This is a genomic window from Candidatus Epulonipiscium viviparus (assembly GCF_030708075.1).
In the GTDB taxonomy this organism is placed as follows: Bacteria; Bacillota; Clostridia; order Lachnospirales; family Cellulosilyticaceae; genus Epulonipiscioides; species Epulonipiscioides viviparus.
On the sequence record NZ_CP117982.1, the window covers coordinates 2,782,612 to 2,801,383 of the forward strand.

The 18,772-nt window shown below is 42.1% G+C and carries 16 protein-coding genes; 7 read left to right on the forward strand and 9 right to left on the reverse strand.

The window, feature by feature from the left end; translation table 11 throughout:
* Nucleotides 1-29: 29 nt before the first annotated feature.
* Nucleotides 30-548: a YcxB family protein gene (locus PCY70_RS11890; RefSeq protein ID WP_305767494.1), complete on the reverse strand. Its 519-nt coding sequence runs from the start codon at nt 546-548 to the stop codon at nt 30-32.
* A 136-nt stretch (nt 549-684) separates the two neighbouring features.
* Between PCY70_RS11890 and ureA the strand changes: the two genes are divergently transcribed.
* Genes ureA through PCY70_RS11925 form a run of 7 tightly spaced genes read left to right on the forward strand, consistent with a single transcriptional unit; the run spans nt 685 to nt 5,695 of the window.
* On the forward strand, nt 685-987 hold the full coding sequence (gene ureA / locus PCY70_RS11895) for an urease subunit gamma (RefSeq protein ID WP_010167794.1): 303 nt from the start codon (nt 685-687) through the stop codon (nt 985-987).
* Nucleotides 988-1,005: 18 nt separating this feature from the next.
* Nucleotides 1,006-1,392, forward strand: coding sequence for an urease subunit beta (locus tag PCY70_RS11900; RefSeq protein WP_305767495.1), 387 nt, complete (start codon nt 1,006-1,008; stop codon nt 1,390-1,392).
* The gene (gene ureB / locus PCY70_RS11905; protein WP_305767496.1) at nt 1,392-3,095 is read left to right on the forward strand and encodes an urease subunit beta; all 1,704 of its coding nucleotides are present in this window, start codon (nt 1,392-1,394) and stop codon (nt 3,093-3,095) included. The genes PCY70_RS11900 and ureB overlap by 1 nt, the downstream gene beginning before the upstream one ends.
* Nucleotides 3,096-3,104: 9 nt before the next feature.
* Nucleotides 3,105-3,623, forward strand: a complete 519-nt coding sequence (locus PCY70_RS11910; protein ID WP_305767497.1) for an urease accessory protein UreE — start codon at nt 3,105-3,107, stop codon at nt 3,621-3,623.
* Nucleotides 3,601-4,269 carry an urease accessory protein UreF gene (locus PCY70_RS11915; RefSeq protein WP_029488143.1) on the forward strand — a complete coding sequence of 223 codons (669 nt, stop codon included), beginning with the start codon at nt 3,601-3,603 and terminating at the stop codon, nt 4,267-4,269. Before PCY70_RS11910 ends, PCY70_RS11915 begins: the two co-directional genes overlap by 23 nt.
* A 33-nt stretch (nt 4,270-4,302) precedes the next feature.
* Nucleotides 4,303-4,923 carry an urease accessory protein UreG gene (gene ureG, locus PCY70_RS11920; RefSeq protein ID WP_010167802.1) on the forward strand — a complete coding sequence of 207 codons (621 nt, stop codon included), beginning with the start codon at nt 4,303-4,305 and terminating at the stop codon, nt 4,921-4,923.
* Complete coding sequence (locus tag PCY70_RS11925; RefSeq protein ID WP_052296472.1) at nt 4,913-5,695, forward strand: urease accessory protein UreD; 783 nt, start codon at nt 4,913-4,915, stop codon at nt 5,693-5,695. The genes ureG and PCY70_RS11925 overlap by 11 nt, the downstream gene beginning before the upstream one ends.
* Nucleotides 5,696-5,713: 18 nt before the next feature.
* Here PCY70_RS11925 and PCY70_RS11930 read toward each other — a convergent pair whose 3' ends face one another.
* From PCY70_RS11930 to PCY70_RS11965, 8 genes are all read right to left on the reverse strand, one after another.
* On the reverse strand, nt 5,714-6,325 hold the full coding sequence (locus PCY70_RS11930; protein ID WP_305767498.1) for a carbohydrate ABC transporter permease: 612 nt from the start codon (nt 6,323-6,325) through the stop codon (nt 5,714-5,716).
* Nucleotides 6,326-6,408: 83 nt separating this feature from the next.
* Complete coding sequence (locus PCY70_RS11935) at nt 6,409-6,651, reverse strand: hypothetical protein (protein WP_305767499.1); 243 nt, start codon at nt 6,649-6,651, stop codon at nt 6,409-6,411.
* A gap of 79 nt (nt 6,652-6,730) precedes the next feature.
* The gene (locus PCY70_RS11940; RefSeq protein ID WP_305767500.1) at nt 6,731-7,486 is read right to left on the reverse strand and encodes an ABC transporter permease subunit; all 756 of its coding nucleotides are present in this window, start codon (nt 7,484-7,486) and stop codon (nt 6,731-6,733) included.
* Between the two features lie 245 nt (nt 7,487-7,731).
* Complete coding sequence (locus PCY70_RS11945) at nt 7,732-9,102, reverse strand: ABC transporter substrate-binding protein (RefSeq protein WP_305767501.1); 1,371 nt, start codon at nt 9,100-9,102, stop codon at nt 7,732-7,734.
* 98 nt (nt 9,103-9,200) lie between these two features.
* Nucleotides 9,201-11,534, reverse strand: a complete 2,334-nt coding sequence (locus tag PCY70_RS11950) for a hypothetical protein (RefSeq protein WP_305767502.1) — start codon at nt 11,532-11,534, stop codon at nt 9,201-9,203.
* 191 nt (nt 11,535-11,725) lie between these two features.
* Nucleotides 11,726-13,195 (reverse strand): glutamate synthase subunit beta, encoded by a 1,470-nt coding sequence (locus PCY70_RS11955; protein ID WP_305767503.1) that lies wholly within the window; start codon nt 13,193-13,195, stop codon nt 11,726-11,728.
* Between the two features lie 6 nt (nt 13,196-13,201).
* Nucleotides 13,202-17,701, reverse strand: coding sequence for a glutamate synthase large subunit (gene gltB / locus PCY70_RS11960; RefSeq protein WP_305767504.1), 4,500 nt, complete (start codon nt 17,699-17,701; stop codon nt 13,202-13,204).
* A 213-nt stretch (nt 17,702-17,914) separates the two neighbouring features.
* On the reverse strand, nt 17,915-18,712 hold the full coding sequence (locus tag PCY70_RS11965) for a polysaccharide deacetylase family protein (RefSeq protein ID WP_305767505.1): 798 nt from the start codon (nt 18,710-18,712) through the stop codon (nt 17,915-17,917).
* Nucleotides 18,713-18,772 lie beyond the last annotated feature (60 nt).

An 18,772-nucleotide genomic window follows, 5' to 3' on the forward strand; every position in this document is an offset into this window, starting at 1 on the left:
GCATCAGTTGCGGCACAGGAGGTATTTTTTTATTGATGACATTGGTGGCTTGCCAGTTTTGCCCGAAACAAGTTCCATAAAGTTTCGGTATCGCCAGATGCGTTTGGGATGATATACGCCTTCGTTGCAATATAAATATACGTAACATCTTTGCGTTTCCATACGCTGTCGACTTGCGACCATTTAAATGTCATATGAGAATTATTCGATGCGGCAATAGTAATGCTATCAGATGTGAATGCTAAATCATAAGCAAACTTGGGTTGAGCCAGCTGAAATCGATTACACTCCTTCTTTATAGATGCCTCAAATGTTACAACGTATACAAAAGGAATTGTAAGCATTACAAAAAATAATACGGCGGCAAAAATGAGTGAATCTTGCGTTTGTATTGCAGATACTGTGGCAAATATTCCAAGTAACCCAAATATGGCAACGAACACAACTGCCGCAATCAGCTTGCGTTGATGTATCCAAGCGTCAAATCTGGCAAATTTAGTAAACTCAATATCGTCTAAAGCAACTGAAAATTTTTGCTTATCTTCCACTGTAGCACCTCCTTTATCAGAAAAAGTATACACGATTTTTATCTAAATTACTAGATTTAATGTTAAAATTGCCTTGAAATTTTCTAGTATTTGGTATTACAATAAATAAAGTAAATTTTTAGAAATGAGGTAAATCATGCATTTAACACCACGAGAAATGGAACGACTGATGATTCATCAAGCGGGAGAACTGGCAAAGGCTAGGCGAGGAAGAGGGCTCAAGCTAAATTATGTAGAAGCGGTGGCGTACATTTCGTCCGAGCTATACGAGCTGGTGCGCGACGGCAAAACGGTAACCGAGCTGATGCAAATAGGAGCAACTTTTTTGGAGCGAGATGATGTTATGGAGGGTGTTCCAGAGATGATTGAAGAAATTCAGATAGAAGGAACTTTTCCAGACGGTACAAAGCTGGTTACGGTTCATAACCCAATACGATAAAAAGAAGGAGCGGAGGATATGATTCCTGGAGAGATAATATTAGCAAAGGCAGCGATCGAAATCAATGCCGAAAAAAATACAAAGACGATTAAGGTTAGAAATCTGGGAGATAGGCCGGTTCAAGTTGGGTCTCATTTTCACTTTTTCGAAGTAAACAAACTCTTGCATTTCGAAAGAGCGCAAGCATATGGATATAGACTCAACATCGCGTCGGGAACGTCGGTGAGGTTTGAGCCTGGCGAAGAGAAGCTTGTAGAAGTGGTAGAGCTTGGTGGAAATAAAATTTGCGTCGGCCTAAATGGGATGACAAATGGAAAAATAGAAACTACAGCAGAAATAATAGAAATGATAGAAGCAGTAGAAGAAATGATGGAATTGACAGAAACGATAGAGGTGTGTAGATAATGATAATATCCAGAAGTAGCTATGTATCGATGTTTGGGCCCACTGTTGGTGATAAAGTTCGGCTGGCAGATACGGATTTATTTATTGAAGTAGAAAAAGATTATACGGTATATGGAGAAGAAGTTAAGTTTGGTGGCGGAAAAACTCTGCGAGATGGAATGGGATCTAGCGCAACGGCAGCCTCCGACGCCGCACTAGATGTGGTAATCACCAATGCTCTGATACTAGATCACTGGGGAATTGTAAAGGCAGACATAGGCATCAAAGACGGCAAAATTGCAGGTATTGGAAAGGCAGGAAATCCGGATATCCAAGATGGAGTATCGATGATTGTTGGTGCAAGCACAGAGGCTATTGCTGGTGAAAACATGATCATCACCGCAGGCGCGATCGATACGCATATCCATTATATCTGTCCTCAGCAAATAGAAACAGCGTTATATAGCGGGGTGACCACAATGATTGGAGGTGGCACTGGTCCTTCTGCAGGAACAAACGCTACCACTTGTACACCCGGCCCTTTTAATATAGAACGAATGCTCGAGGCTGCAGAAGAATATCCAATGAACTTGGGCTTCTACGGAAAGGGTAATTGTTCCACAGAAGCGCCTCTTGCAGAGCAGATTCTTGCAGGTGCAATGGGACTTAAGTTGCATGAAGATTGGGGATCGACTCCGGCAGCGATCGATCAGTGCCTTACAGTTGCAGATAAATATGATGTGCAAGTTGCCATACACACAGACACATTAAACGAGGCAGGATGTGTAGAAGATACTATCGCGGCCATTGCGGGACGAACCATCCACACGTTTCATACAGAAGGAGCAGGAGGAGGCCATGCGCCAGACATAATTACTATTGCGGGGATGGAAAATGTATTGCCAGCTTCAACAAATCCAACCATGCCATATACGAGAAACACGCTAGATGAGCATCTAGACATGCTGATGGTGTGTCATCATTTAGATAAAAAAATTTCAGAGGATGTTGCATTTGCCGATTCGCGAATTCGCCCCGAGACTATTGCGGCGGAGGATGTGCTGCATGACATGGGAGTTTTTTCGATAATGTCTTCAGATTCTCAGGCAATGGGAAGAGTAGGCGAAGTAATTACCAGAACATGGCAAACAGCTCACAGCATGAAAGTCCAAAGAGGGCCGCTTCCCGAAGATAAAGCGGGTAACGATAATTTTAGAGCAAAGAGATATGTTGCAAAGTATACAATAAACCCTGCAATAGCGACGGGCTTTGCGGAACATGTGGGGTCTGTTGAGGTGGGCAAAATCGCGGACTTGGTCATATGGAAACCAGCGTTTTTTGGAGTAAAGCCAGAGATGATTATTAAAGGAGGTTTTATTATTGCCGCAAAGATGGGTGACGCCAATGCATCGATCCCGACACCGCAACCAGTAATATATAAAAATATGTTTGGGGCAGCTGGAAAGGCAAAATATAAAACCTGCGCAACGTTTGTATCAAAAGCAAGTTTGGAGAATGGTATCAAAGAGCGATTGGGCCTTGAAAAGATGTTGATCCCGGTATCGAACTGTAGAAATATTGGCAAAAAAGATTTAATACACAACAATGCGACGCCGTCAATTGTAGTAGATGCAGAAACCTACGAAGTTGCAGTGGACGCAGAAGTGATAAAAAGTAATGTTGCAATGACACTGCCGATGACGCAGTTATACTATTTATTTTAGGAGGCAATTATGCTAATAGAAAAAGTTATAGGAAATATAGAAGATTATCAAAACTATGTTCCCACAAAAATTGAAATTGAGTGGCACGAGCGTCACAAGAGAATTATTAAGAAAGGCGATATTGCCATAAGATTTGACGATGCGCAAGCGGCTTTAGGTCTAAAAACTGGCGACGTATTGGCAACAGAGGGGGCGGTAGCGTATGTTGTAGAAATATTGCCTGCAGAAGCATTGATTATCAATGTGCCAAATGCAGCGATGGTAGCAAAAGTGTGCTATGAAATTGGCAATAGACATGCTCCGCTATATAAAGGAAGCGATCCTCTAGAGTTTTATACAACGGTAGAAGAGCCGATCAAAGTGTTGCTAGAAAAGCTGGGCGTTGCGGTACATGTTGGAGAGGCAGTGTTTACAGACCAAAATATGATTTCGGGTTCAGCAGGGCATTCGCATTCTCATGATGGCGGATACGATGGCAGTGATGGCAAGTTAGAAGGTAAATTTTATGCGCACACCCACAAGTACTAGCTTATACTTGCTGATGCAGGTAAACGATGCGGTATTTCCAATAGGATCTTATAATCATTCGTATGGATTAGAATCATATATCGCATATGACAAAATTAAAAATAAGGCAGACGCAATTGCCTATATTTCTTCCAATTTAAAAATAATGGCAACATATACAGAACTGCTATCGGCATCGTTGGCATTTGACTATGCAGAAACAAACTGTGCCGAAAAATTATGCGAGCTAGACAAAACGCTTCTTGCCTTAAAGTCTGCAAAAGAAATTCGAGAAGCCAGCCTCAAATTGGGTAACCGATTTATAAAGACCATAACGTCTATGGGGATAGTGATGAAGTTTGTACACTTGCTTAACTATTCAGTAATATATGGTGCGTTTTGTAGTGGCATTGAAGTAGATAAGAGAACCGCGTTGGAGTTTTATATTTATTCGCAAGTCTCGGCAGTTGTTATAAACTGCGTTAAGACAGTGCCTCTTAGCCAAACCGAAGGACAGCAAATCTTGCATGAAATGGCAAAAGAATATGACGAAATTATTGACAAAGTGTTGGCTGCACACGAAGAAGATCTGGGGTTGGCTTCCCCTGCATACGATATACGATGCATGCAACACGAAACGCTCTATTCGAGATTATATATGTCATAAGCAAAATTGGTAAAATAAGAAAGAGGAATCTATATGAATTATGTAAAAATAGGGGTTGCAGGGCCGGTGGGATCGGGAAAAACTGCCTTGATCGAATGCTTAACGAGGAGGCTTTCGGCAGAATATAGTATTGCGGTTGTAACAAATGATATCTATACAAAAGAAGATGCGGAGTTTTTGGCGCAAAACAGTGTGTTAGAAATAGATAGAATTATAGGAGTAGAAACGGGAGGCTGCCCGCATACGGCAATACGCGAAGATGCTTCTATGAATTTGGAGGCAATAGATGAGTTGACCAAGCGCTTCGATGACTTGGATATCATATTTGTAGAAAGCGGTGGAGATAATTTATCGGCAACGTTTAGCCCGGAGTTGGTTGATGCGACGATTTTTGTAATCGATGTTGCCGAGGGAGATAAGATTCCGCGAAAAGGTGGGCCGGGAATAACTCGATCTGATCTATTGCTAATCAATAAGATAGACCTTGCACCATATGTGGGAGCCAGCCTTGATGTGATGGAGCGCGATGCAAAGTTGATGAGAAAGGGCCGTCCATTTGTTTTTTCAAACATAAAAGGTAATGTGGGCATTGACGAGGTTGTTGCTTGGATTAAGAGTGATATATTATTAGAAGGATATAGCAATGACAAATAATTATGCTCAAATTTCTGAATTAAATATTAAAATGAGAGATAATATATTGTATAATTGTTACTTTACGTCGCCGTTTAAAGTAATGACACCGTTTGCGGCAGATGATGGGTTTGTATCGGTGATGCTTCTCTCATCATCTGCAGGAATTATGGAAGGCGATACGCAAAATATAGCAATAGATATAGAAGAAAATAGCAAAGTGGAGATAACATCTCAGTCATATGAGAAAATTCACAAAATGAAAACTGGCTGCGCAACGAGGGAAACAGCCATTTCTGTTGCAAGCGAATCTGAGTTACTATATACCCCGATGCCAACCATTCCGTTTGCAGACTCCGCTTTTGCTAATGTCACAACGGTGAAGTTAGCGGATGACGCATCGAAGTTGATGTTTGCAGAAGTGTTGGTTGCGGGGCGGGTTCATTATAATGAAGTTTTTCGATATAGATATTACAAATCTAGGCTCAAAATTTATGTTGCAGAAGAGTTGATATATTTTGATAACGCGAGGTTTGAGCCACAGGAAATGGCGATGTCGGGATTATTGCTATATGATGGGTATACGCACCTGTTGCATGCGGTTATGGTAGGATATGGCAGCAAATCGATAGTGGCGATAAGAGAATATTTGAGCAACATAGCGGAGGAAGTACTATTTGGTGTGAGCCAAGCTCTTGGAGATGCCGTAGTGGTAAAAGTATTGGGATATAATTCGCAAGTATTGATGAGTATTATAGATAAATTGAAGCAACTAAAAAAAGGGTCACAGTAATCTGTGAACCCAATAAAATTATCCCTTTAGCGCCCCAACCATAATTCCTTGTACAAAATATTTTTGTACAAATGGATATAAAATAAGCATAGGAGCTGTTGATACAACGATAACCGAGTACTGTAACATGTTTTGTAGGTTTTCGCGGTATAAAATTTCTTCCATAGTGTATCCGGCTGACGACATTTCTGTATTCTGCCCAATGATTAAAATATCTCGCATGATAAGTTGCAATGGATAGTAGTCAGGAGTGTGTAGATAAATCATTGCGTTAAAGAATGCGTTCCAGTGGCCAACAGCATAGTATAGCGTGATTACCGCAATGATAGGCTTTGACAGCGGAAGTACAATTTTTAGCAAGTAGCCAATATCGCTGCAGCCATCCATTGTAGCCGCTTCGAGTAGCTCGTTGGGAATCGACTTCTGAAAATATGTGCGAGTGATAACCATATTCCAAATGCCAAGCGCCCCAGGAATTATCATAACCAGCGGATTGTCAATAAGATGAAGATCTTTGTATAGCAAATAGGTAGGAATCATTCCGCCGTTAAACCACATTGTGAACGCAAAAAATAGTGTAATCTGATTTCTATACGGAAGCTTGGAGCGAGATAGCGCGTATGCTGCCATAACAGTCATCGCAACGTTGATTGCGGTGCCCGAAACTGTATATAAAAATGTATTTTTGAAGCCAGTTGGAATGCTGTTGTGTTCTAAAATAGCCTTGTACCCATCGAAAGTGATATCAAAGGCCAGAAGACAACTTCTCCGGCAGCGACGCGGGCGCCAGAGCTAAATGATGATATGAAAATATACCACAAAGGATATAGAATAATTATCGCAGTAAAGATAAGTAAAGCATAAACGATAACATAAAATACCTTGTCGGAATTGAACTCCCGCTTAGGTTTTTTTGGTGTAACTAATTTTGTAGTTGGCTGTAAATTTTCTACCATAAGCTCATCTCCCCATATTTCTGTGCTACTTTATTAACAATAAAAATCAGTATAAACGCAATGACAGACTGAAATAATCCTACTGCAGAGGTATAGGAAACATCTGGAAATGATGCGGCGATACCCATCTTATATACATAGGTAGAAATAACCTCCGATGCCGATGCGTTGAGAGAGTTTTGCATAAGTAAGGTTTTCTCAAGCCTACATTTAAGATGCGTCCCAAGCTAAGAATCAGCAAAATGGTTATCTGCGGGATGAGGGCAGGAAAGTCGATGTGGCGGATTCGTTGAACTACGTTGGCGCCATCGACCATAGCCGCTTCGTGTAAACTTATATCAACGCCCGTCAAAATCGCAATATAGATGATCGCAGAAAAGCCCATCGTTTGCCAGATCCCAGACCAGACATATACCGACGAGAATGCCTCGGGCATAGCAAGCAAATTGAGGCTATAGTCTATTCCAAAGACCCCAAGTAGATTGTTGATCAGTCCGTTTCGAGGGTCGAGAGTTTTCATTATGATAGAAACCATAACAACAACTGAAATAAAGTGAGGCGCGTATGTAATGATTTGAACCGATTTGCCAAACTTTTTGTTAGGACAGTACTTTAGTAATATTGCCAAAATTACAGGAAACGGAATACCCACAACAAGCCCATAAAGACTGATGGTTAAAGTGTTTTTCATGATGTCAGCAAATTGATAATAATCGAAAAAGCGTGCAAAGTGTTCGAAGCCTACCCACTCGCTTCCCCAAATGCCATCCACTGGTCGATAATCACGAAACGCAATTTGCGCTCCATACATAGGAAAATAGTGGAAAACCAACATATACAGCATCGGAAGTAGGAGTAGAAGATATAGTTGCCAGCAATCAAGAAAGGCAGCCTTGGTACGCTCCCATCTAGATTTTTTTGTTTACTATTCATGAATTGCCTCCTTTTATAGTTTGAAAATTATATATTATCATGACAATTATATGGTACGCTTATTTGGTTGTCAAGCAAAAATTACACCAAAGTTAAGAAAATGTGAAGAAAAAAAGCCTACGATGCGTCATCATAGGCAACTAGTAATTATTTCTTATTTAGCTTATCTATTTCTACTTGCCAAATTGCGCTTTGAGATTCGAGAGCTTCCATAACGGTTTGTTCGTTCCAATAGATTTTGTCGGCGGCGGTACTGGTCTTGACGGCATTATTAATTAAAATGGATAGGTCTGATGTGGCAACGCCGTTGCTTCGCATAAGAGCAATGCTTTCCTCGACTGCACGAGGATCTCGATAGATAGGATATAAAGCTGCCATCCAGTCGTCGGGGCCATCATATCCAGGCGCAGGGTCCATCCACATGTCATAAGCAAATGCTATTGCTTCGGCCTCATCTTTAGAAAAACTGTTTGGAATAACGAATGCGGAGTCGTTAAATAGCGCCGTATAGTTTTCTGCATCGGGGCCCTTAGGAAAGACCACCAAGCCGTAGTCATCGGTCATGTCTGTTGAAAATCTTGTTGCAGCTTCAGACTCATTTCCGAGATACATGGCAATTTTACCGGTAACAAACAAATCTTGATGCCCATCCCATCTCTCGGGTGCCGTGCCAAAGCCAGTGTCATAATATGCGTTAGCCCACTCGAAGGCCTTTAAACTTTCGGAAGACATAGTGTTATTGTAAAACATTCCGTCCTCATCTTTTGCAATATAGCTTCCGCCATTTGAAAATACTGCGGCAGCGGTAAAGTTCCCAGACGAAATAGAAATAGCATATATGTCATTGATGCCATCGTTATCAGTATCGCGTGTAACTTGCTGGCTAATCTCCATAAATTGGTCCCAAGTCCAGTCTCCCGAAGCTTGCAAATCATATAGCAAATCAGGATCTAGACCAGCTTCTTCAAATAGACGTTTATTGAAAAATAATACTTTGGAAGGGCGGCTGATAGGTGCAATTCCATAGACGCTGTCTCCTACGGTCATTATTTCTCGAAGAGGTTGGCTCCATTTGGGATCATCCAAATCGAAATTTTCTAGCGTGGCTAAGTCATAGGCCAATCCGCTGTCTTTTGCAACGCCAACTAGAGAGGCATTAAATCTAAACATGCTTGCTGCTGGCTCTCCAGCCATAGTAGAAGTGGAGAATAATTCTGGTATATCTTGCCATCTGCCAACACCAATCATTTCAAAGGTGAAATTATGTTTATCCATCATCTCATTGCGATATTCCCAGAGGGCTTCGTCTTGAGCACTAGCTTTTTCTTCGGGTTCGCCTTGATATTTTGTGGCCCAGTTGCCTAAAGTGATTTTCATTCCGCCAAAATCTTGAATAGCTTCAATAGGAGCTGGCGATGAAGTATCTGTGGTAACAGGCTCTGGAGTGGTACAAGCAGTGAGGGTTCCGATAACAAGTGTGATTCCAATTAATGAATTAAATAATTTTGTTGTTTTCATATAAAAAACCTCCTTGTGTTAAAAACTTGGCGGTTTCCCAAATGGGTTCGCCGTGATTATGCTGAGGAGCGCCCGCGGTTGTTCTTCCTTTCTATAAATTATACGCGAACATACCCAACCACAAGTTCGCCGGCAGCAGTTTTGCCGATGAGTTTGGCTGCGAAATCGGAAGGGGCATCGCTTAGTTGTGTATCACCGACAAACGTTAATGCGATACCATCCGGATGCGAAGTAGTTGCCGCGACCGTTGCGCCGCCGCCAAAGTTTACTGCAATAGAAGAGCCGAGTCTAAATGAATCAAGATCAAAATCATTGCTCATAGAATTCTCGGTTAAAATAAGTAATTGCATATTGCCCAGCCAACGAAGCCTTCGATAAACTATAAGAGGAAGCACCTGATTTTTGGAGCTGTGATTATCATTGGGATAGTCGAGTTCTTTGGCATAGTCGATGGCGGCCATTGTGAGGTGTGTAGCTCTGCCAAACTGGTCAACGAGAACGTTGGGTCTCTCAACTTTATGCCAAAGGGTGCGAGTACCATCTGTATATACGGTAAGAGATGGGGCATAAGCAAAGCCGTCTTCATAAAACCAATTTATTCCATCAGGGGATCGCAAATATACTGCTCTCAAATCTAAGAATGCATTGATAATCATATGAAACTGCACTTCATCTTTCCATACAACGGGGTCTTCGTAGTCGGAATTTCGATACTCTGCAGGTAGTGATTCGTTGGCAGAAGTGGGTCCGCATAGAACCTGATATGGCCCCAAAATTCCTACATCGCTTCGGATTGCGATGCCCCGTTTACTCATAAAGTATATCGATCCATCGTCTAATTGTAGACCAGATAAATTGTTGCGCAAGTGAGGAACTTCTGTCGGAGCGGCATCAACCTCCAAAATGCCTTCGTATTTCCATGGACCTGCAATAGACTTTGAACTCAAAATTATAGGAACGAAGCGAACCAAAATGTATAGCAAATAGGATCCGTCGTTCATCAAAATTATGTTGGCATTGTGACCCGAACTGTTAAAATTATCCACACCCTCGGCAGTTGTGTAGGTATATGCTTCGGAGCGTACAATCTTAAAAGGACCGGTGGCAGAGTCTGATACTGCATAAGCGACAGTAGATTTAGGCCAGTCCCAATGACCTTTTCTAGTATTCTCGGGCCATCGAACTATATTGATATGATACTTGCCGTCTTCTTCGACAATACGACCGCCCCAGTATGAAAATTCGTTGTCTTCGATGCCGTTATTGATATCGCGTGGTTTGGTGTATGGCTCACCCCAAATGCCGTCGGATACAAACGTTTCAGTTATAGGGAGCGGCAAGATTAAATCGCTAAATGAAGCACCGGGAACTGCAGAAACAGTGGCAATTGCGGTAGCAGACAGAGGACTTTCGTTGCCGCTAAAATCTACCGCGGTTATAGCGTAAGTATTGGCGCCGCCTTTGATAGGTAGCAGATCGACGTATTGATTGGTGGGATGATGATATGTTAATAGCGACAATGTTTCGGAAATAGAATCGGCTCGATAAATATTATAAAATTCGGTGTCGTGATTTGGGTCAGTCCACGTGAGAGCAACTTCCCACTTCGACGCGGTTGCTATTAAATCGGTCGGCGCAAGAGAAACGCCATCATCTAGCTTGGTAACAGCAACTGGATAGGATGCCATTCTTCCGATTGCAGTCGTGGCAGGTGCGGCACAATAGTAGTAGGTTCGACCGGGAACTGCCGTTGTATCTAAAAATGATGACGCGGCCGATGATGCGATCTTAGTATAGCCGCTGCGTTTTTGATCGCTTCGATATATATCTGCGAGATGGTTAAACTTGAGCGCAATGCCTTTGGGGGTATCTTTTGCCATAATATTCCAGAGATCTGCAGCTTGGGTTGACAAAACTAGATCGACATATTCAACGAACACATTAATCTGATGTTGAGATGAAAGAGTGAGCCGAACTTTAGGCATGCCGTATTCTTCATGTGAAATAATGAAGATGCCCGTAAATTCTTGACTAGGATTAGGTGCAAAAGGTACGGCAATTTTATCGGCCAAAATTATTTCGGCACCATGATCAAATATTAAAGATAGCGTAACGGTACCGTCGCATGCATACTCAGACTGAGCAGCAAATCTCCAATATAAAACGTCGCTCTTATGCAACTCTTTGTCAAAAACGAGTGGTGATGTTGTTGTGTAGACTGCAGTAGCGAGGCCGCCGCTGGATAATCTATCAAACGAAAGCCCCGGTTCTTTGCCTGCAGGTTGCCAATATTCTGAGTAGACGTTGATTCGATTTTTGGGTAACCCGCGTGAATTGAATTCAACATTGGCGGCTGCAGCTGCGAAGTCGCCGTCCATTATGCTAGAATGAGGGACGTTAAATCCCATCAATGGGTAATCTGTTGGTGACATAAAATTCCTCCTAAATTATTATAATTATTTTGTAATAGACGCATTAATCTTGTCGATAGCAGCTTGCCACTGACCAGCAATGTTTACGTCTCCTTCATAATTAATAATATGTAACAAAAATATTGTATAATATTTCAAAATATGTGTCAATAAAAAAGCAGAAGCGAAACACTCACCTCTGCTAAAATTAATTATAAATTACTGTAGCCCATTAGAGATTTATCAACAGCTCTTGCAACGTCTTGCCCTTCTCGTAGTGCCCAGACTACAAGACTTTGACCGCGTCGCGCATCTCCAGCGGCATAAACTTTCTCGTGGCTGGTTTGAAAATCTGTCGTTGCTATATTATTTCGCGAATCAGATGCCAAACCAAATTGCTCAAAGATATAGTCGCGGGTGCCGACAAACCCTGCGGCAATGAAAACAATGTCTGCGGCAACGTTGAAGTCTTCGCCTGTTGGTATCATATTTATGCGCCCCGTGGCTTCGTCTTTTTCGGGTTGCAATTTGGCGATCAAAGCACCAGCAACATGATATTCATCGTTGACAAAAAATTCTTTGACAGTTGCAGAAAAAATGCGAGGGTCTTCACCGAACTTGGCAATTGCCTCGTGTTGTCCATAGTCGGTTTTGAGAGTGCGAGGATATTCGGGCCACGGATTGTTAGAATCGCGAGATGCGGGAGGTTCGGGCATCATCTCGATTTGAATAACGGATGAAGCACCTTGCCTAATTGCTGTTCCCACGCAATCGTTGCCTGTATCGCCACCGCCTATAACGAGCACGTTTTTGCGTTCGGCAGAGATTGGAGAGGGGTGCCCATTTAGTAGAGATCGGGTGGCTTCTGTTAGATAATCTACTGCCATATATATGCCGTTTGCCTCGTTGTTTGCGGCGAGGATGCGGCGCGGATTCTCAGCACCAGTACACAGTATTACTCGATCATACCGGTCAACTAGCTCTGCAGCAGAAACATTGGCGCCAACGTTAGCGTTGATGATAAACTCGATGCCTTCTTGTTTCATTATATTAACTCGGCGATCGATAATATGCTTTTCGATTTTCATATTGGGAATGCCATACATCAGCAAACCGCCAACTCGATCAGACTTTTCGTATACAGTAACGTTGTGCCCGCGTTTGTTTAGCCAATCTGCAGCTGCCAATCCAGCAGGGCCGGAGCCAACTACTGCAATTCGTTTGCCGGTGCGAGAGAGAATGGGCTCTGCTTTGATATAGCCTTTGTCGTAGGCGTTTTCGCTGATGGCATATTCATTTTCTTTGATTGTAACGGCAAAGCCAGATGTGTAGCCGCATATACAAGCAACTTCGCATGGTGCGGGACAAACTCTCGAAGTAAATTCGGGGAAGCGGTTTGTAACTCGTAGACGTTTGTGCGCCTCCTTCAGATTGCCAGTATAAATCAGTTCGTTCCATTCGGGAATTAGATTGTTAAGAGGGCATCCGGTAGTTGAATTGTTTAGAATCATTCCATAATTACAATACGGAACGCCGCAGTCCATGCATCGAGCTCCCTGTTTTTGGCGATCTTCGGCATCAAGAGGAATGTGAAACTCGTTATAATTATTAATTCGTGTGTGTGCGTCTATTTCGTGTGCATCTTTTCTTGCATATTCTAAAAAACCTGTAAGTTTTCCCACGGCAATTTACCCCCTTTTAATATTGTAGAAAGCTTCAATTTCAGCTTGCTCGACATCTAGTCCAGTTTCCATCATTTTACCAATTTGCTTAATCATTTTGTCATAATCATGAGGCAAGATTTTTTTGAATTTTGGTAAATAGGCTTCGAAATTATCCAAAATCTTTTTGGCATTGTTGCTACCAGTGGCATGGTAGTGATTGGATATAAGTTGCTTGAGGGTTTGTTTGTCGTGCTTGTCGGTGATTTCATCGATAGAAACCATGGCCTTGTTCACTCGCAAATATAAATCGTTGTGCTCATCTAAAACGTAGGCAGTTCCGCCAGACATTCCAGCGGCAAAGTTTTTGCCAGTATGCCCCAATACAACAACAATCCCGCCGGTCATATATTCACAGCAATGGTCGCCAACGCCCTCTACAACAGCTTGCGCACCAGAGTTTCGAACAGCAAACCTCTCACCTGCAGAGCCCCAAATATATGCTCGCCCAGATGTTGCGCCATATAATGCGACGTTGCCGATAACGATGTTTGTAGACTTATCAAAGCTGACGTTTTTTTTAGGATACACAATGATTTTGCCGCCAGAAAGCCCCTTGCCGAGATAATCGTTTGCATCGCCTTCGATTTCGATAGTAAGACCTGCGGGAATGAATGCTCCAACGCTCTGGCCGATGCTGCCGAGACATTTAATCGTAAAGGTATCGTGAGGGAGAGTGTCACCAAACTTTCGGGTGATGTGAGATCCAAAAATAGTGCCGAGAGTTCTGTCTTGGTTGTCAACTTTTAGCTCTAAAAATTTTGGTGTGGCAGTTTCTAGTGCGTCCGCAAAGTGTGGTACGATTGTTTTGAGGTCCGTCGTGTTTTCGAGTTCAAAGTTATATTTTTCTGCAGGATTAAAAGATTGATGGCTATTGGCAATTTCTGGGTGATATAAAATTTTGGAGAGGTCGAGTTTTTTAGCACGTGCGGAGACGCCCTCGGTTTTTTGTCGTAAAAATTCGACGTGCCCAGTGAGTTCTTTAACACTTCGAACGCCTAGTCGGGCCATGTATTCTCTTAGATCTCTTGCCATAAATAACATGAAATTTTCAACATACTCTGGCTTGCCTGCAAATCTCTCGCGCAGGACTGGGTTTTGCGTTGCGATTCCCATAGGGCAAGTGTCTAGGTTACATACTCTCATCATTACACATCCTAAGGCAATGAGCGCTCCTGTTGCAAACGAAAATTGTTCTGCACCTAAAATGGCTGCGATGGCTAAGTCACGGCCGCTCATCATTTTACTATCAGCTTCGAGTTGAATTTTATCTCGCAACTGATTTAATACTAGCGTTTGATGAACCTCGGCAACGCCAAGCTCCCAAGGCATTCCTGCATTGATTATGGAAGTTTTAGGTGCCGCACCTGTGCCACCGTCGTATCCGCTTATTGTAATGTGCCCAGCGCCGGCTTTTGCAACCCCTGCAGCGACTGTCCCAACTCCGGCGTCAGATACTAGTTTTACAGAAATATTAGCGTTGGTATTGGCATTTTTGAGGTCAAAGATTAGCTGTGCCAGGTCTTCGATAGAGTAAATATCGTGATGAGGGGGAGGACTAATGAGACCAACTCCAGAAATTGAGTGCCTAGTTTTGGCAATCCATGGGTATACTTTTGCTCCAGGGAGATGGCCGCCTTCTCCGGGCTTGGCACCTTGCGCAATTTTAATCTGAATTTCTTCGGCACTGACGAGGTATTTGCTAGTAACTCCAAATCGCGCCGAAGCCACTTGCTTAACCTTACTATTTTTGTTGGTGCCGAAGCGTTCTGGAGCTTCACCGCCTTCTCCGGTATTGCTTTTTGCGCCAAGATTGTTCATGGCAATAGCAAGAGTTTCATGCGCTTCCGCACTGAGCGAGCCGTAACTCATAGGGCCAGTGGAGAATCTTTTTACGATTTGATACTCATCTTCAACTTCGTTGATGTCGATGCCACCATCTTCTGCAAAATTAAAATCAAAAAGGTTGCGCAGGTGAATCTCAACATTGGTATTAACCTTGCTGGTATATTCTTTAAAGAGATCGTAATTGCCGGTTTGCACAGCTCGCTGCAAAGTAAATAGCGTATCTGGAGTGTATAGATGTTGCTCGGCACCGGCTCTCATTTTGTGAACACCGGCGCTTGGCAGTTCGTTGAGCGTATCGAGCGCTAGCGGATCGAATGCTTTTTCATGATGGGCAGTAACATCGTCGTCGATATCGTTGATGTCAATTCCCTCGATTCTGCTAATAGTACCGATAAAATATTTGTTAACAAGCGAGCTAGATAAGCCGATGGCTTCGAAAATTTTACTGCCTTGATAGCTTTGGATAGTGGAAATTCCCATCTTAGATGCAATCTTGACGATACCATCGATCACAGCTTTGTTATAATCTGAGACAGCAACATAATAATCTTTGATCAGTACATTGTTATCTACTAAATTGCGTATAGTTTGATGCGCAAGGTATGGATTTACCGCGCAGGCGCCGTATCCGAGCAGAGTTGCAAAATCGTGGACGTCGCGTGGCTCTGCGGTTTCGAGTATGAGCGCTATTGCGGTACGTTTTTTGGTAATAATTAGGTGCGATGAAATAGCTGCAGTGGCCAGTAGAGAAGGAATGGCTTTGCGATATTCATCGACGCCGCGGTCGGATAAAATAATTACGTTGGCATTATCTCGGTATGCGCGATCGACGGCAATGCAAAGGCGCTGAATAGCGTCATCTAGATTTTGATTCTTGTAATATAGTAAAGAAATCGTTTTAACCACAAATCCTGGCTTGTTCATATGCTGAATTTTTATTAAATCTATTTCGGTGAGAATAGGGTTATTAACTTTGAGAACGCGGCAGTTGTCGGGCGTATCGATGAGAATATTGCCTCGTGCGCCAATATAGGTGCTAGTATCCGTAACAACTTTTTCGCGTATCGCATCTATTGGAGGGTTGGTCACCTGGGCAAAGCGCTGTTTAAAGTAGCTCGAAAGTTTGGGATGATTTTTGCTTAGCGGAGCAATAGGTGTGTCATCTCCCATCGCACCAGTGGGCTCGATAGCATTTTTGGCCATAGGCAAAATTATTTCTCGAACATCTTCGTAGCTATATCCGAATGCTTTTTGAATGGTAGCAAGATCTTTTGTTGGATAAACCTCGGGCTTGAGTGGTGGAATAGGCAACGACGCGAGTGTTACCAAATTTTTATCGAGCCACTCGCCATAAGGATGTGCAGCGGCCAAATTGTCTTTAATTTCGGTATCAGAAATCAGTGCTTGTTTGTTTAGATCAACTAGTAACATTTTGCCCGGATGCAATCTGTCTTTAATTTCGATTTCTTCATCGTCGAGCTGCAATACTCCTACTTCACTAGATAAAATTAGGCGATTATCTTTGGTGACATAATATCTAGAGGGGCGAAGTCCGTTGCGATCGAGGATAGCTCCGAGTATGTCTCCGTCACAAAAAACTACTGCCGCAGGGCCATCCCAAGGCTCAATCATCGTTGCGTAGTATGCGTAAAAATCTCGCTTTAGGCGGCTCATTTCTGTGTTTGCCCAAGGCTCGGGAATCATGGTCATTACAGCTTTTGGCAAAGTCATTCCGTTCATAACCATAAACTCTAGTGCATTGTCGAGCATGGCGCTATCGGAACCGGTTGAATCTACGATAGGATAAGTCTTTTCGGTATCTGCATATTCGCTACAAACTGTTTCTTCTCTAGCGATCATTAAATCTACATTACCATTGATGGTGTTGATCTCGCCGTTGTGCATGATAAATCGGTTTGGATGCGCTCTTTTCCAGCTTGGCAAAGTGTTGGTAGAAAATCGGCTATGAACCATGCCCATGGCAGATTCGTAGGTTGGGTCCATCAAGTCTAAATAAAACGTACCGAGCTGTTTTACCAGAAACATTCCTTTGTATACGATAGTCCTGCTAGACATGCTACAAACATAAGTATCAGCAGTTTTTGCCTGTTCGAATACGCGGCGGATGATGTATAGCTGGCGATCGAAATCGAGTCCTTTGGCAATATTTTTAGGGCGGCGGATAAATGGTTGCCATATAGAAGGCATGCATTCTCTAGCAACATGACCCAAAACATCGGGATTTACAGGAACTTCTCTCCAGCCAATAAATTGCCCACCCTCTTTGCGAACAATCATTTCAAAAAGTTTTTGTTCCTGAGCACGTTTTTGAGTATCCTGAGTGAAGAAGATCATCCCCACGCCATAATCTCTCTCGTTTCCAATATCAAGACCCAACATATTACACTCTTTTGTAAAAAATTTATGACCCACTTGTACCATAATCCCGACACCGTCGCCGGTTTCGCCACTAGCATCTTTGCCGGCGCGATGCTCGAGATGTTCAACAATTCTAAGTGAATCCTGAACTGTTTTATGGGTTTTATTGCCAAAAATATCAACAACAGCACCAATGCCGCAATTATCGTGTTCAAACTGCTCACTGTATAGTCCGTTCATTTATAAACTCCTTTCAAATGATAAAATAAGATAAAACAAAAAGAGGGTCACCAAACAAGCTTGTGGAGTAATCTACCACAAACAAAATTTAGAACCCCCCTTGTTCTTATTTAGATATTATAAAATAGATTTATGGATGTTGCAAGTAAAAAGAAATTGTCCGTCAAAAAAATAAAATTATGAAATGTGACTGAATTAGGAAATACAGCTAAATTATTTATCGAATTGGTAATGAAATTCTTTAGTATTGTTGTTAATAGGAGCAAAAGTGTATCCTTGTGCTTTGTAATACTCATAAATAGATTCGATAGATTTAACTGTATTTTTGTTATTTAAATTGCAATGAGCAAGAATAATTCTTTCAGGAATCTTGTTGCTAACAATTTTAGCATTATTGATAAGTTCTTCGACGGTGGCATCTGGTCGAACGCCATCTTCTAGATTAACGTTCCAATCAAAGATAGTATATCCTGCCGATTTAATTTGGTCGTAAAATTCTTGATTGAGTTTACCGGCACTGCCGCCTGGAAATCTAATAAATTTTATATTTGCATCTGTGCCCAAAACTTCATTTATATAGTCTGCAGTCTGTTGCATTTCTTGGAGAAATACATCGGGGCTGCTATAAATTTTTTTATAATCGTGAGAGTAGGTATGAAGGCCTATGCTGTGTCCTTCGTTATAGATGCGTTTTAATATGTCTTCCTTTTGATAGATTTCTTTTCCGACCACAAAAAATGTTGCTTTTATATTGAGCCTTTTTAGCTCATCGAGGATTTGATCTGTAATATCGCTAGTGGGTCCATCGTCAAAAGTAAAATAAGCAATTTTTTCGTTGGCAACATCCTGTGGGGCAGACGGGGCTTCTTCGTCTTTTGGAGTAGCATTAGAGTTATCAGTAATATCAAATGTTATTATGTCCACCGTTGTCGATGCATATACCTTAGGTGAGCTAGTAATTGACAACGCAAGAGCTGCTATTATAAAGAATAAATTCATAAACCGGATCATTTTTTCTCTCCTCTGAATAAAATTAATTTACTGTTAGTATACCTGATTTTAGTATTTTTA

Coding starts and splice junctions, on each gene's coding strand:
- ureA (WP_010167794.1), top strand. CDS start 685: ATGCATTTAACACCACGAGAAATGGAACGACTGATGATTCATCAAGCG.
- PCY70_RS11900 (WP_305767495.1), top strand. CDS start 1,006: ATGATTCCTGGAGAGATAATATTAGCAAAGGCAGCGATCGAAATCAAT.
- ureB (WP_305767496.1), top strand. CDS start 1,392: ATGATAATATCCAGAAGTAGCTATGTATCGATGTTTGGGCCCACTGTT.
- PCY70_RS11910 (WP_305767497.1), top strand. CDS start 3,105: ATGCTAATAGAAAAAGTTATAGGAAATATAGAAGATTATCAAAACTAT.
- PCY70_RS11915 (WP_029488143.1), top strand. CDS start 3,601: ATGCGCACACCCACAAGTACTAGCTTATACTTGCTGATGCAGGTAAAC.
- ureG (WP_010167802.1), top strand. CDS start 4,303: ATGAATTATGTAAAAATAGGGGTTGCAGGGCCGGTGGGATCGGGAAAA.
- PCY70_RS11925 (WP_052296472.1), top strand. CDS start 4,913: ATGACAAATAATTATGCTCAAATTTCTGAATTAAATATTAAAATGAGA.
- PCY70_RS11930 (WP_305767498.1), bottom strand. CDS start 6,325: ATGGCAGCATACGCGCTATCTCGCTCCAAGCTTCCGTATAGAAATCAG.
- PCY70_RS11935 (WP_305767499.1), bottom strand. CDS start 6,651: ATGGTAGAAAATTTACAGCCAACTACAAAATTAGTTACACCAAAAAAA.
- PCY70_RS11940 (WP_305767500.1), bottom strand. CDS start 7,486: ATGTTGGTTTTCCACTATTTTCCTATGTATGGAGCGCAAATTGCGTTT.
- PCY70_RS11945 (WP_305767501.1), bottom strand. CDS start 9,102: ATGAAAACAACAAAATTATTTAATTCATTAATTGGAATCACACTTGTT.
- PCY70_RS11950 (WP_305767502.1), bottom strand. CDS start 11,534: ATGTCACCAACAGATTACCCATTGATGGGATTTAACGTCCCTCATTCT.
- gltB (WP_305767504.1), bottom strand. CDS start 17,701: ATGAACGGACTATACAGTGAGCAGTTTGAACACGATAATTGCGGCATT.
- PCY70_RS11965 (WP_305767505.1), bottom strand. CDS start 18,712: ATGATCCGGTTTATGAATTTATTCTTTATAATAGCAGCTCTTGCGTTG.